Origin of the sequence: Pseudomonas sp. MWU13-2517, from assembly GCF_023242545.1 — a bacterium.
Lineage (GTDB): Bacteria > Pseudomonadota > Gammaproteobacteria > Pseudomonadales > Pseudomonadaceae > Aquipseudomonas.
This window is the reverse complement of record NZ_JALMFA010000006.1, coordinates 1-12,008: the sequence shown is the minus strand read 5'-3', so window position 1 is coordinate 12,008 and position 12,008 is coordinate 1. Positions and strand designations below refer to the sequence as shown.

12 protein-coding genes are annotated in these 12,008 nt (G+C 60.2%); 7 read left to right on the top strand and 5 right to left on the bottom strand.

The genetic code is table 11. The features are described from left to right. The first annotated feature begins 116 nt into the window (after nucleotides 1-116). The gene (gene radC / locus M5B97_RS10095) at nucleotides 117-791 is read left to right on the top strand and encodes a DNA repair protein RadC (RefSeq protein ID WP_134659433.1); all 675 of its coding nucleotides are present in this window, start codon (nucleotides 117-119) and stop codon (nucleotides 789-791) included. A gap of 72 nt (nucleotides 792-863) precedes the next feature. Here radC and M5B97_RS10090 read toward each other — a convergent pair whose 3' ends face one another. After that, on the bottom strand, nucleotides 864-2,456 hold the full coding sequence (locus M5B97_RS10090; RefSeq protein ID WP_248731399.1) for an ABC transporter substrate-binding protein: 1,593 nt from the start codon (nucleotides 2,454-2,456) through the stop codon (nucleotides 864-866). Nucleotides 2,457-2,913: 457 nt separating this feature from the next. On the opposite strand from M5B97_RS10090, the gene rpmB reads away from it, so the two are divergent. Both rpmB and rpmG read left to right on the top strand, forming a co-directional pair. Further along, complete coding sequence (gene rpmB, locus M5B97_RS10085; RefSeq protein WP_010207494.1) at nucleotides 2,914-3,147, top strand: 50S ribosomal protein L28; 234 nt, start codon at nucleotides 2,914-2,916, stop codon at nucleotides 3,145-3,147. An 11-nt stretch (nucleotides 3,148-3,158) separates the two neighbouring features. Next, nucleotides 3,159-3,314: a 50S ribosomal protein L33 gene (gene rpmG / locus M5B97_RS10080; RefSeq protein ID WP_003176906.1), complete on the top strand. Its 156-nt coding sequence runs from the start codon at nucleotides 3,159-3,161 to the stop codon at nucleotides 3,312-3,314. Nucleotides 3,315-3,385: 71 nt separating this feature from the next. Here the strand turns inward: rpmG and M5B97_RS10075 are convergent, their stop codons facing one another. Beyond that, a complete protein-coding gene (locus tag M5B97_RS10075; protein WP_248731398.1) occupies nucleotides 3,386-3,748 on the bottom strand; it encodes a cupin domain-containing protein in 363 nt (120 codons plus the stop codon). A gap of 230 nt (nucleotides 3,749-3,978) precedes the next feature. Here M5B97_RS10075 and M5B97_RS10070 point away from each other — a divergent pair, with 230 nt between their 5' ends. Beyond that, nucleotides 3,979-5,472, top strand: a complete 1,494-nt coding sequence (locus M5B97_RS10070) for an aldehyde dehydrogenase (protein ID WP_123716541.1) — start codon at nucleotides 3,979-3,981, stop codon at nucleotides 5,470-5,472. Between the two features lie 155 nt (nucleotides 5,473-5,627). Beyond that, a complete protein-coding gene (locus M5B97_RS10065; protein ID WP_248731397.1) occupies nucleotides 5,628-6,770 on the top strand; it encodes an MFS transporter in 1,143 nt (380 codons plus the stop codon). Here M5B97_RS10065 and M5B97_RS10060 read toward each other — a convergent pair. Both M5B97_RS10060 and M5B97_RS10055 read right to left on the bottom strand, forming a co-directional pair. Further along, entirely contained in the window at nucleotides 6,767-8,341 is a 1,575-nt protein-coding gene (locus M5B97_RS10060) for a phospholipase D family protein (RefSeq protein ID WP_248731396.1), read from the bottom strand. The two genes, M5B97_RS10065 and M5B97_RS10060, sit on opposite strands and share 4 nt — an antisense overlap. A 62-nt stretch (nucleotides 8,342-8,403) precedes the next feature. Beyond that, the gene (locus M5B97_RS10055) at nucleotides 8,404-9,828 is read right to left on the bottom strand and encodes a PLP-dependent aminotransferase family protein (protein ID WP_248731395.1); all 1,425 of its coding nucleotides are present in this window, start codon (nucleotides 9,826-9,828) and stop codon (nucleotides 8,404-8,406) included. Nucleotides 9,829-9,993: 165 nt separating this feature from the next. On the opposite strand from M5B97_RS10055, the gene M5B97_RS10050 reads away from it, so the two are divergent. Beyond that, nucleotides 9,994-10,212: a DUF1127 domain-containing protein gene (locus tag M5B97_RS10050; protein WP_123716537.1), complete on the top strand. Its 219-nt coding sequence runs from the start codon at nucleotides 9,994-9,996 to the stop codon at nucleotides 10,210-10,212. Nucleotide 10,213: 1 nt separating this feature from the next. Here M5B97_RS10050 and M5B97_RS10045 read toward each other — a convergent pair whose 3' ends face one another. Then, a complete protein-coding gene (locus tag M5B97_RS10045; RefSeq protein WP_248731394.1) occupies nucleotides 10,214-11,506 on the bottom strand; it encodes an FAD-binding oxidoreductase in 1,293 nt (430 codons plus the stop codon). Between the two features lie 115 nt (nucleotides 11,507-11,621). On the opposite strand from M5B97_RS10045, the gene M5B97_RS10040 reads away from it, so the two are divergent. Then, on the top strand, nucleotides 11,622-11,975 hold the full coding sequence (locus tag M5B97_RS10040) for a YkgJ family cysteine cluster protein (protein WP_248731393.1): 354 nt from the start codon (nucleotides 11,622-11,624) through the stop codon (nucleotides 11,973-11,975). The last annotated feature ends 33 nt before the right edge of the window (nucleotides 11,976-12,008 follow it).

The window sequence follows — 12,008 nt, the reverse complement described above, 5'->3', positions numbered from 1 at the left end:
CCAGTTCAGTGACGCCTGCGATGCCCCCTCCCCAGGTGAAATCGCACGCAAAAAGAGGGCCTACGATAACACAGCGTCCGCCAGGCAACAGCGACGCACATGCGCAGGGAGATGGGATGAGTATTCGTGATTGGCCCGTAGAGGAGCGTCCGCGGGAGAAACTTTTGGAGTGGGGCGCGGCAAGCCTGTCCGATGCCGAGCTGTTGGCAATTTTCCTGCGTACTGGGGTGTCCGGCAGAAGTGCGGTCGACCTGGCACGCCATCTTTTGGAGCAATTTGGTGGGCTGCGCCCGCTTCTGGAGGCCAGCCAGGTCCTGTTCAGCCAGCATCTGGGGCTGGGGCCGGCAAAGTTCGCCCAGTTGCAGGCAGTGCTGGAAATGTCCAGGCGCCACCTGGCCGAACGGCTGCGTACAGGTTCCGTACTGGAAAGCCCGGTAGCGGTCCGCGACTACCTCAAGGCATTGTTGCGCCAGGAGCCCCACGAAACCTTCGGCTGCCTGTTTCTCGATTCAAAACACCAAGTGCTGGGGTTTGAGGTGTTATCCCAGGGCACCATCGATGCGGCGATGGTCTACCCTCGGCAAGTGGTCAGGCGCGCACTGTCGTACAACGCAGCAGCCTTGATCTTGTGCCACAACCACCCCTCCGGAAGTCTTGAGCCGAGCGCAGCTGATCGAAAATTGACCAAGTTATTGCAGAAGGCGTTGGAGTTGGTGGATGTGCGCGTGCTGGATCACATCATCGTAGGCGAGGGTGACCCGTTATCGATGGCTGAATACGGGTGGATGTAGGAGGGGGGCAGTTGTAAGTCTGAAGCTGCAAGCTTCAAGTGAGCTTGCAGCTTAAGGTTTGCCGCTTGTCGCTTAAGGCCTAACATCGACCTTGGAGAAATCCTGGCGTCCAAACGGACTCACCTGATACCCCTCGATATTCTTGCGCGTCAGGGCAAATGCCGTCGGATGCGCCAGCGGCAGCCACAGCGCCTGTTGCTGGATAAGCGCCTGGGCCTGTTGATACAACTTGCTGCGTACCCCTTGCTCGCTGGTGGTCTTGCCGGCGCTGATCAGCTTGTCCAGCGCGGGGTCGCAGTAGCGGGCGAAGTTCGTCCCGGATTTCACCGCCGCACACGAGAATTGCGGGGTCAGGAAGTTATCCGGGTCGCCGTTGTCGCCAGCCCAGCCCATGAACAACAGGTCATGCTCGCCCGCCTTGGCGCGGCGAATCAACTCGCCCCACTCGATTACACGGATCTCAGCCTGGATGCCTGCCTTGGCCAGGTCCGCCTGCAGCAACTGTGCGCCGAGGTTCGGGTTGGGGTTCAGCACGCTGCCCGTGGGGCGTGTCCAAATGGTGGTCTTGAAACCGTCCTTGAGCCCGGCTCGGTCCAGAAGCGCCTTGGCCTTGGCGAGGTCCTGCGGGTAGCCCGGCAAGTCCTTGGCGTAGCTCCAGGTGTTGGCCGGATAAGGCCCATTGGCGGCTTCGGCAGTCCCTTCAAATACGGCCTTGAGGTAGCTGTCCTTGTCGAAGGCGAGGTTGATCGCCTGGCGCACTTCGGGCTTGTCCAGAGGTGGGTGTTGGCTATTGATGGCCACGAAGGCGGTCATGAAGGCGGCAGTTTTCTCCACCTTGAGCGCCGGGTCCTTTTCGGCTTCGCCGACGTCCAGTGGCTTGGGCGACAGGGCGATCTGGCATTCGTCGCGATGCAGTTTCTGCAAACGTACGTTGGCATCCGGGGTGATGGCGAAGATCAAGTTATCCACAGCCGGTTTGCCGCCGAAGTAGTCCGGGTTGGCCTTGTAGCGAACCACGGCATCTTTTTGAAAACGCACAAACACGAACGGGCCAGTGCCTATCGGTTGGCTGTTGAGTTTCTCCGGTGTGCCGGCCTTGAGCAGTTTGTCGGCATATTCCGCCGGATAGATCGACGCGAACCCCATGCTCAACGCCGCGAGGAAAGTGGAGTCGGCGTGATCGAGGGTGAAGCGCACAGTCAGCGGGTCAAGGGCGTCAATTTTTTTGACCAGCGTGGGCAATTGCAGCGACTGCGCATGGGGGAAGCCGCTTTGGGCGACCTGGTGCCATGGGTTGGCCGGATCGAGCATGCGCTCGAAGCTGAAACGCACATCTTCAGCCGTCAAGGTGCGGCTTGGCGTGAAATATTCGGTGCGATGAAACTTCACATTCGGGCGCAGCTTGAAGGTATACGTCAGGCCGTCCGCGGACACGTCCCAACTGTCTGCCAGGCTGGGTACCAGCTTGCCGCTGACTGCGTCGTAGTCCACCAGGCGATTCATCAGTACGTCGGCTGAGGCGTTGGTGGTAGTCAGCGAGTTGTATTGCACCACATCGAACCCCTCGGGGCTGGCTTCGGTGCAAACACTCAAGCTGGTGGCGGCAACGGCCAGCGGTGCGATAAAAAGCGGGGCAAGCAATAGCGGTAGGGCAGCGAGGCGCATATTCGGTTTCCTGTGCAGATCGAAGGCCCATCTGCGAGTGCAGTCTGGAAAAAGCCTACCGTAGTGGTCTGCTGGATAAATGACTAGTTCATTTTCGCCTGTGCTTTTGCCTCAAATGCTGTTTTGATGGTGCCTCAGCGCATTTCGCTGCGCGCCTCATCGGCACGCAGGCGTCGCAAATCATTCTGTGCGACGAGCGGTCAGCTGTGGCAGCGGCCCTTACTGGCAGCGGTTCAGGCGTTCGACGGCAAGATTTAAGTCGGTAAAAACGCACGGGCTGTTGTTGCATGGGGGTCTTTCTGGTATAAAGCAGCGCTCTTTTCTAGGGGCCCGGTTCCTTCGCTTGTAGGTGTAGCCGGTAAGACCCTAAAGAAACGCGGCGCCTGGCGCCAAATGACTGAGAGATTAAGCGGCCAACCCATGCCGGGTTGGGCATGTGGTTTTAGAGGGCTGAGGCATGTCGAGAGTCTGTCAAGTTACCGGTAAGGGTCCGGTGACTGGGAATAACATTTCCCACGCAAATAACAAAACCCGTCGTCGTTTCCTGCCGAACCTGCAGCATCACCGCTTCTGGGTTGAAGAAGAGAAACGTTTCGTCCGTCTGCGCGTATCTGCTAAAGGCATGCGCATCATCGACAAGCGTGGCATCACTGTCGTGCTGGCTGAATTGCGCCGCGCTGGCACAATCTAAGGAGCTATATCATGCGTGAATTGATTCGAATGATCTCTAGCGCCGGTACTGGTCACTTCTACACTACCGACAAGAACAAGCGTACTACCCCGGACAAGCTCGAAAAGAAAATGTTCGACCCGCGCGTTCGCAAGCACGTGATCTACAAAGAAGGCAAAATCAAGTAATTGATTTCCTTTCTTGTGAAAAAAAGCCCGTATCTCACGATCCGGGCTTTTTTTTGCCTGAAATTTGCTGCTCAGGTTTTCTGTTCGAACACCACGTAGATTTTGCGGCACGGCTCCAGCACTTCCCAGGTGCCGCTGAAACCAGCGGGAATCACGAAGCGGTCACCGGCACGTAAGGTCTTGGCATTGCCTTCGGCATCCCGCAATACAGAAACACCCTGAACAATCTCGCAGTACTCATGCTCGGTGTAATTGACCTTCCAGTGCCCGACCTCACCTTCCCACACGCCTGCACTCATCTGGCCGCACGGACTGTTGTAGTGGTTGTAGAGCGTTTGTTCGGGATTGCCCTTGAGGATTTTTTCGGCGGCAGGGCGATAGCGGTCGGGGGCGGTGTTGGCTTGGCTGAAGTCGACGATGTCCTGGATGCTCATGTGCGTGTCCCGTCTGGCCTGGGGTTGGAGAGACCAAAGTCTATGTTTATTAAAATGAACATCGCAAGGGCGTTTACCGGCGTTATGTCAAATATATTGAAACATCCCCAGCCGCTGGTTTAGGGTGGCAGCTGCCTTGAGCCGAACAGCAGGCTGGTCGGGCAAGCATTCTTTGAGGCTGCCGTGGGATATCACCCGGCCCTCGTATTCAATAAGAGGAGGACACTCGAATGACCACCCTGACCCGTGCCGACTGGGAACAACGTGCCAAGGATCTGAAAATCGAAGGCCGCGCCTATATCAATGGCGAGTACACCGCCGCTGTTTCCGGTGACACTTTCGAATGCATCAGCCCGGTCGATGGTCGCCTGCTGGCCACCATCGCCAGCTGCGACGCCGCTGATGCCCAGCGTGCCGTGGACAATGCTCGCGCCACCTTCAATTCCGGTGTCTGGTCGCGCCTGGCGCCGGCCAAACGCAAAGCCACCATGATCCGTTTCGCCGCGTTGCTCAAGGCGAATGCCGAAGAGCTGGCACTGCTTGAAACCCTGGACATGGGCAAGCCGATCAGCGACTCCCTGAACATCGACGTACCCGGTGCGGCGAGTGCGCTGAGCTGGAGCGGTGAAGCTATCGACAAGATTTATGACGAGGTGGCGGCCACCCCACACGATCAGTTGGGTCTGGTAACCCGCGAGCCGGTGGGTGTGGTAGCTGCCATCGTGCCGTGGAACTTCCCATTGATGATGGCCTGCTGGAAGCTCGGCCCGGCACTGTCCACGGGTAACTCGGTGATCCTCAAGCCTTCCGAAAAATCCCCGCTGACCGCCATCCGCATCGCGGCCCTGGCCGTTGAGGCCGGTATACCGAAGGGCGTGTTCAACGTGCTGCCGGGTTATGGCCACACCGTCGGCAACGCCCTGGCGCTGCACATGGATGTCGATACCCTGGTGTTCACCGGCTCCACCAAGATCGCCAAGCAACTGTTGATCCGCTCCGGCGAGTCGAACATGAAGCGCGTGTGGCTGGAAGCCGGTGGCAAGAGCCCGAACATCGTGTTCGCCGATGCCCCGGATCTGCAGGCCGCCGCCGAATCCGCTGCCAGTGCCATCGCCTTCAACCAGGGCGAAGTCTGCACCGCCGGTTCACGCCTGCTGGTGGAACGCTCCATCAAGGATAAATTCCTGCCGCTGGTGATCGAGGCCCTCAAAGGCTGGAAGCCAGGCAACCCGCTGGACCCGGCGACCAACGTCGGCGCGCTGGTAGACACCCAGCAGATGAACAATGTGCTCTCGTACATCCAGGCCGGCCACGACGACGGCGCCAAGCTGGTAGTCGGTGGCAAGCGTACGTTGGAAGAAACCGGTGGCACTTACGTCGAGCCGACGATTTTCGACGGCGTGACCAATGCCATGAAGATTGCCCAGGAAGAGATCTTTGGCCCGGTTCTGTCGGTGATTACCTTCGACAGTGCCGAGGAAGCGATCAAGATCGCCAACGACACCGTCTATGGGCTGGCCGCAGCCGTGTGGACTGCCGATATCTCCAAGGCACACCTGACTGCCAAGGCCTTGCGTGCCGGTAGCGTGTGGGTCAATCAGTACGACGGTGGCGACATGACCGCACCGTTTGGTGGCTTCAAGCAGTCGGGCAATGGTCGCGACAAGTCGCTGCATGCATTCGACAAGTACACCGAACTGAAGTCGACCTGGATCAAGCTGTAACTTTCAGGATTTACCGCTGTAAAAAACGTAGGAGGGGGCTTGCTCCCGATGTGGTGGATCAGTCGCTCAATGTGGCGACGATACCCTGCTATCGGAAGCAAGCCCCCTTCTACCTTCGTTTTGTGTGTTCTCATCATTATCCACAGGAGCGTGGAATGCGTTGGGCGACTTATTTCGCCGTCCTGGCCTCGGTTCTGAGTGTCGGCCTGGCCTTGGGCGTCAGCATGCCGCTGGTGTCGCTGCGCCTTGAGGGCTGGGGCTACGGCAGTTTCGCCATCGGGGTGATGGCCGCGATGCCGGCCTTTGGTGTGTTGCTGGGCGCCAAGGTTTCCAGCCGCATGGCCTCCTGGTTGGGCACTGCCAATCTGATGCGCCTATGCCTGTGGGCCGGGGCGTTTTCCATAGGCTTGCTGGCGATCCTGCCGAGTTACCCGGTCTGGTTGGTGCTGCGCCTGATGATCGGGGTGATCCTGACTATCGTATTTATCCTCGGTGAAAGTTGGATCAACCAATTGGTGGTGGAGCAATGGCGTGGCCGTCTGGTCGCGCTGTATGGCTGCAGTTATGCCTTGAGCCAGCTTTCGGGGCCGCTGCTGCTGGGTGTACTCGGCACCGATCAGGATTATGGCTTTTGGGTTGGCGTGGGTCTGTTGATGGTTGCGCCGCTGCTGCTGTTGGGGCGTTCCGGCGCGCCCACTGCCGAATCGTTCAGCGTGACTTTCGGCGACCTGTGGCGCTTCTGTCGGAGCTTGCCGGCGATAGCGTGGGCGGTGGCGTTATTCGCTGCGTTCGAAGCGATGATTCTGACGTTGCTGCCGGTGTATTGCCTGCAACAAGGCTTCACTGCCGAGATCGCCCTGGCGATGGTCAGCACAGTGGTAGTCGGCGATGCCTTGCTGCAATTGCCGATCGGCGCCTTGGCCGACTATTTGCCGCGGCGTACGTTGTTCTTGAGCTGTGCGGTGCTGTTGCTGGCTTCAAGCCTGGCGATTCCGTTGTTGATGCACACACTGCTGATCTGGCCGGTGTGGGTGGTCTTCGGCGCAAGTGCCGGTGGGTTGTTCACGCTGTCGTTGATCCTGATCGGCGAGCGCTACCGCGATGATGCGCTGGTGCGGGCCAATGCCCACGTGGCGCAGCTGTGGGGCATCGGTTGCCTGATCGGCCCGCTGGTGGCCGGCGCCGGCAGCCAGTGGATCAGCGGGCATGCCTTGCCGTTGCTGATGGCGGCCGGCGCGTTGGGCCTGGTGCTGCTGTTGTTGCGCCAGGGCGCATTCGGCGTCGCGCAACCGGCTTAGAGCATGCGCTCCAGCCCTACACGCGTGGCGAACCAGGCATTGAATCGCCGCCACCAACTGCCCGGCTCGCGGCTCAGGGTGTGCAACTGGCCATTGTCCTCGGTGACCCATACCACCTGGCCCTCCTGCAATTTCGCCTGGTAGCTCAGGGCCGGCGACATGCCTTCCAGTGCCAGGTTGCGCACATGTTCCGCCAGCTCAGGGCTGTCCACCAATACGCCGACTTCGGTGTTCCACAGCACCGAGCGTGGGTCGAAGTTGAACGAGCCGATAAACGATTTTTCCCGGTCAAAAATCATCGCCTTGCTGTGCAGGCTGGAGTCTGAACCGTGGAACGCACCCCGGCGAAACAGGTGCGGGCCACTGCCGCTGCCTTTGCCGCCTGCGTCCGGCTGGCGGCGTAATTCGTAGAGTTTTACACCGTGTTCCAACAGCGCCTTGCGATACGGCGCGTAGCCGCCATGGACCGCCGGTACATCGGTGGCCTCGAGAGAATTGGTAAGCAGGCTTACCGACACGCCGGCATCGGCGCGGCCAGTCAGGTAAACCAGCCCGGGCTGGCCCGGGACGAAATACGCCGAGATCATCATCAGCTCATGATTGACGCCTCTCAGTTCCGGCGCCAGTTGGGTGGTGAGCAGCAGGTGCGGGTCCGGGTCGGCTTTGGCCAGCACCTTGCTCGGCGCGTCCCAGAGTGCCTGGTTCCAGGCCCAGATCAGCTCGCGACGCCAGATATCCATGCGCGGCTGGGTCTGGTAGGTGCGCAAGCGGTTATACAGCACGTGATTCTGCTGGCGTGATTCGGCCAGCGAGTCCTGCAGGCGTACGCGAGCCGCGGCCAGGTCGCCCTTGGACGGGCTGTTGGAAACAAAGTCGTCGATGGGTTTGCTCAGGGCACTGTTCCAGTACTGATCAAAGCTGTGCCCGAGCTGCTCGGCCACCGGCCCCACGCTGAGCATATCGATATCGGTGAAGTTCAGATTAGGCTCGGCGTCGAAGTACTCATCCCCCAGGTTGCGTCCGCCGACGATGGCCACGCTGTTATCCGCCAGCCACAGTTTGTTGTGCATGCGCCGGTGTTGCAGCGACAGGTTGAACAAGCGGCCCATGGCTCGCGTCACGCCAGTGCTGCGTCCAAGGTGCAGCGGGTTGAACAGGCGAATCTGGATCTGTGGGTGGGCGGCAAGGGTAGCGATGATCTGGTCGAGACCGTCACTGGTGGTGTCGTCCAGCAAAATGCGGATGCGTACGCCACGATCTGCGGCCTTGAGCAGTTCATCCACCAGCATGCGCGTGCTGATGCCGTCGTGGACGATGTAGTACTGCAGGTCGAGGCTGGTCTGGGCATTGCGGATCAGCTCGGCGCGCGCCATGAACGCTTCGCTGCTGTTGGGGAGCAGGCGAAAGCCGGAGCGGCCTTGATAGGGCGCGGCCTGGGCCTGGATCGAGCGGCCGAACGACGATTTTGTGGCGGGCAGCGCGTCGCTGGGAATGCGCGGGGCGTCCACCGTGGCGCAGCCGCCCAGGGCCGCGGCGCCCAGCAGGAAAAATGGTAAAAGCCGTCGAGTCATCAAAGGCGCTGCATCCGGATCAGGGCGGTTGTGGGCATATGACGGTTAATTCCGAGGAAAGGTCAGTCGTCAGCCTCGGCGAGTATCTTGATCACGGCTGCGCCGATCTTGCGCACCGCTTCTTCAATTTGCGGGGTTGGCTTGGCGGAGTAGTTCATGCGCAGGCAGTTCCGGTATTTGCCCGATGCAGAAAAGATGCTGCCTACGGCCACCTGTACGCCTTGTTCCATCAGGGCGCGGTTGAGCTTGAGGGTGTCGAAGCCTTCCGGCAGTTCTACCCACAGCATGAAGCTGCCCTGAGGTCGGCTGGCGCGGGTACCGACGGGGAAGTAACGGCTGACCCAGTCGAGAATCATGTCGCGATTGCGCTGGTATTGGGTGCGCATCCGCCGTAAATGCGGTTCGAAATGGCCGTTCTTGAGAAATTCGGCAATGGCGATCTGCGGCTGTGTCGCCGTAGAGCCAGTGCTGATGTATTTCATGTGCAGTACCCGTTCCAGATACCGGCCCGGAGCCACCCAGCCAATACGCAGGCCCGGCGCCAGGGTTTTCGAAAAGGAACTGCAGAGCAATACACGACCATCCTCGTCAAAGGATTTGATGGTGCGCGGGCGTGGGTAGCTGTAGGCCAAGTCGCCATACACGTCATCTTCGATGATCGCCACATCAAAGCGTTGGGCCAGGGTCAGCAACGCTCGCTTGCGTGCCTCGGGCATGATGTAGCCCAGTGGGTTATTGCAGTTGGGGGTCAGTTGGATGACCTTGATCGGCCACTGTTCCAGCGCCAGCTCCAGAGCTTCCAGGCTGATACCGGTGATGGGGTCGGTGGGGATTTCCAGGGCCTTCATGCCCAGGCCCTTGAGGGTTTGCATGGCGCCGTGGAAGCTCGGCGAGTCCACGGCGACGATGTCGCCGGGCTCGCAGATAGCGTGGATGCTGGCAGACAGTGCCTCATGGCAACCGGTGGTGACGACGATATCTTCGGCGGTGAGTTGGCAGCCGGAATCCAGCGACAGCCGAGCAATTTGTTCACGCAACTCCATACAGCCGAGGATGTTGTCGTAATACAGCCCAGGCAGGTCCTGGCGACGACTTACACGGGCAAGGCTGCGCAGCAGAGGTTTGAGGGTGGGCGACAATACATCCGGCATGCCGCGACCCAGCTGTATGACATCTTTGCGTGGCACCGCGCGAATCAGCTCCAGTACCTGGTCCCATTGGGAAATCTCTACCGGCCGTTGGGCCGGGCGGCCTACTTCGGGGAGCGCCGGCAGCTCCCGGCCCACGGGCACGAAGTAACCGGACTTGGGTTTGGGCATTGCCAGGCCGTTATCTTCCAGCACGCGATAAGCCTGTTGTACGGTGCTCAGGCTGACCCCGTGTTCCACGCTCAGTGCCCGCACGGAAGGCAGGCGATCACCGGGGCGATAGAAGCCTTGTTCAATGCGCGTGCCCAGCAATTCGGCAAGGTTGACGTAAAGGGTCATGCGGCCACTCCTGAGAGACCAGTACAGATGCACGGAAAATACAGGATTCAAGCGCCTTAAGACAGGCTCTGTATGGTTTTAATAAAGTTGTGTTGAATCTGTAATGGTTGTGCCTGCTCGTTGATCCTAGTCACTCATGGCAACAGGCAAATGAGGGGCGGCAAAATGAGCGGCATGAGCGATGTGCGGTTGGCATTACACGGTCAGGAATTAGAGGCGGGGCAGGAGCGGGCAGTGTCGACGTTCTGCCGCTGGAGCCTGTTCCGGCGCCGTCTTCACACCCGCAAGGCGCTGCTGGACCTCACCCCGGAGCAATTGCGCGATGTAGGGCTGACGGCAGAACAGGCGCGCCAGGAAGGTTTGAAACCCTTCTGGCGCGGCTGAATCAGATCAGCTCTTTGAAGCGATGCCAGAGCATGCCCAGCGCTAACAGCGGCGAGCGCAAATGCTTGCCGCCGGGGAAGGTGATATGCGGTACCCGGGCGAACAGGTCGAAGCGTCCCTGCTGCTGGCCGCTGATGGCTTCGGCCAGCAGTTTGCCGGCCAGGTGCGTGGCATTGAGGCCGTGACCTGCATAGGCTTGGGCGTAATACACATTGGGGTGGTCCGCCAACCGGCCGATCTGCGGCAGGCGGTTCGCGCCGATGCCGATCATGCCCCCCCACTGGTAGTCGATCTTAGCGTTGGCCAGTTGTGGGAACACCTTGAGCATTTTCGGCCGCATATAGGCAGCGATGTCCTGGGGATCCCGGCCCGAGTAATGGCAGGCGCCGCCGAATAACAGACGGCGATCGGCGGACAGGCGGAAGTAGTCCACCGCCACCCGCTGGTCACACACGGCCATGTTCTGCGGCAGCAGGTTGGCGGCCTGGGCTTCGCTCAACGGCTCGGTGGCGATGATGTAGCTGCCGGCGGGCAGCACTTTGCCGCTCAACTGCGGGTTCAGGCCATTGAGATAAGCATTGCAGGCCAGCACCAGCGTCTTGGCGCGTACGTTGCCTTGAGCGGTGTGTACGTTGACCTCAGAGCCATAGTCGATGCGTATGACTGCGGATTGTTCAAACAGCCTCACCCCCAATCGCTGCGCGACGGAGGCTTCGCCGAGTGCCAGGTTCAACGGGTGCAGGTGGCCGGAGCCCATGTCGATCATGCCGCCCACATAGCGTTCCGAGCCGATCACGCTACTCATTTCGTTGGCTTGCAGCAGGCGTACTTCATGACGGTAGCCGAGGCTGCGCAGCTCTTCGGCGTCTTCAGCCAGACCCTGCAGATGGTGGGGTTTGTTCGCCAGGTCGCAATAACCCCACGTCAGGTCGCACGGGATCTGATAGCGCTCGATGCGTTCGCGCACGATTTCCACCGCCTCCAGCCCCATCATTTTCATCTGACGCACACCGTCGGTGCCGATAACGTTGGCGAACTGGTCCAGGCCGTGGCCGACGCCACGAATCAACTGGCCGCCGTTACGCCCGCTGGCGCCCCAGCCGACCTTGCGTGCTTCCAGCAGCACCACGCTGAAGCCTCGCTCGGCCAGCTCCAGCGCGGTATTCAGCCCGGAATAACCGCCGCCAATCACGCACACATCCGCGTGTATTTCACCGGCCAGCGCAGGGTAGTCGGGCTGCGGCACGCTGCTGGCTGCGTAGTAAGAGGAGGTGTGCTGGGCGCTGGCAGTCATGGGGAGCATCCCTGTTTGGAAAATTTGACGCAGGATACAGCGGTCGGATGAAGCTGTCTGCGCAGGGCGTTTTGCGTCAGAATCCCTGCCTATTCGCCGTTCGGTATGTGTCTTGATGAGTTGCAACAGTCAGAAAATCAGCGCGCTGCGCCGACAGATTCCTTCGTTCGAATGCGTTCCTGGTTGCCACGACTGCTGTGGGCCAGTGACGACATCACCCGAAGAAATGTCGCGCCTGCCACGCAAGACCGCCGCCGAGCAGGCGGCGGCCATGGACGAACTGAACTGCGTGCACCTTGGCCCCAACGGCTGCACGGTGTATGACGAGCGCCCGTTGATCTGCCGGTTGTTCGGCACCACCAAGACCTTGCCATGCCCGAATGGGCGGCGCCCGGAAGAGCTGATTCACCCGCGGGTGGAGAAGCAGATCCACGCCTACATGGCGAGCACCCGACAGGTGCTGGTCTAGTAAACGTATGCGGTCACACGCGTGGGAAGCTTG

Coding starts and splice junctions, on each gene's coding strand:
- radC (WP_134659433.1), top strand. CDS start 117: ATGAGTATTCGTGATTGGCCCGTAGAGGAGCGTCCGCGGGAGAAACTT.
- M5B97_RS10090 (WP_248731399.1), bottom strand. CDS start 2,456: ATGCGCCTCGCTGCCCTACCGCTATTGCTTGCCCCGCTTTTTATCGCA.
- rpmB (WP_010207494.1), top strand. CDS start 2,914: ATGTCGAGAGTCTGTCAAGTTACCGGTAAGGGTCCGGTGACTGGGAAT.
- rpmG (WP_003176906.1), top strand. CDS start 3,159: ATGCGTGAATTGATTCGAATGATCTCTAGCGCCGGTACTGGTCACTTC.
- M5B97_RS10075 (WP_248731398.1), bottom strand. CDS start 3,748: ATGAGCATCCAGGACATCGTCGACTTCAGCCAAGCCAACACCGCCCCC.
- M5B97_RS10070 (WP_123716541.1), top strand. CDS start 3,979: ATGACCACCCTGACCCGTGCCGACTGGGAACAACGTGCCAAGGATCTG.
- M5B97_RS10065 (WP_248731397.1), top strand. CDS start 5,628: ATGCGTTGGGCGACTTATTTCGCCGTCCTGGCCTCGGTTCTGAGTGTC.
- M5B97_RS10060 (WP_248731396.1), bottom strand. CDS start 8,341: ATGACTCGACGGCTTTTACCATTTTTCCTGCTGGGCGCCGCGGCCCTG.
- M5B97_RS10055 (WP_248731395.1), bottom strand. CDS start 9,828: ATGACCCTTTACGTCAACCTTGCCGAATTGCTGGGCACGCGCATTGAA.
- M5B97_RS10050 (WP_123716537.1), top strand. CDS start 9,994: ATGAGCGGCATGAGCGATGTGCGGTTGGCATTACACGGTCAGGAATTA.
- M5B97_RS10045 (WP_248731394.1), bottom strand. CDS start 11,506: ATGACTGCCAGCGCCCAGCACACCTCCTCTTACTACGCAGCCAGCAGC.
- M5B97_RS10040 (WP_248731393.1), top strand. CDS start 11,622: ATGAGTTGCAACAGTCAGAAAATCAGCGCGCTGCGCCGACAGATTCCT.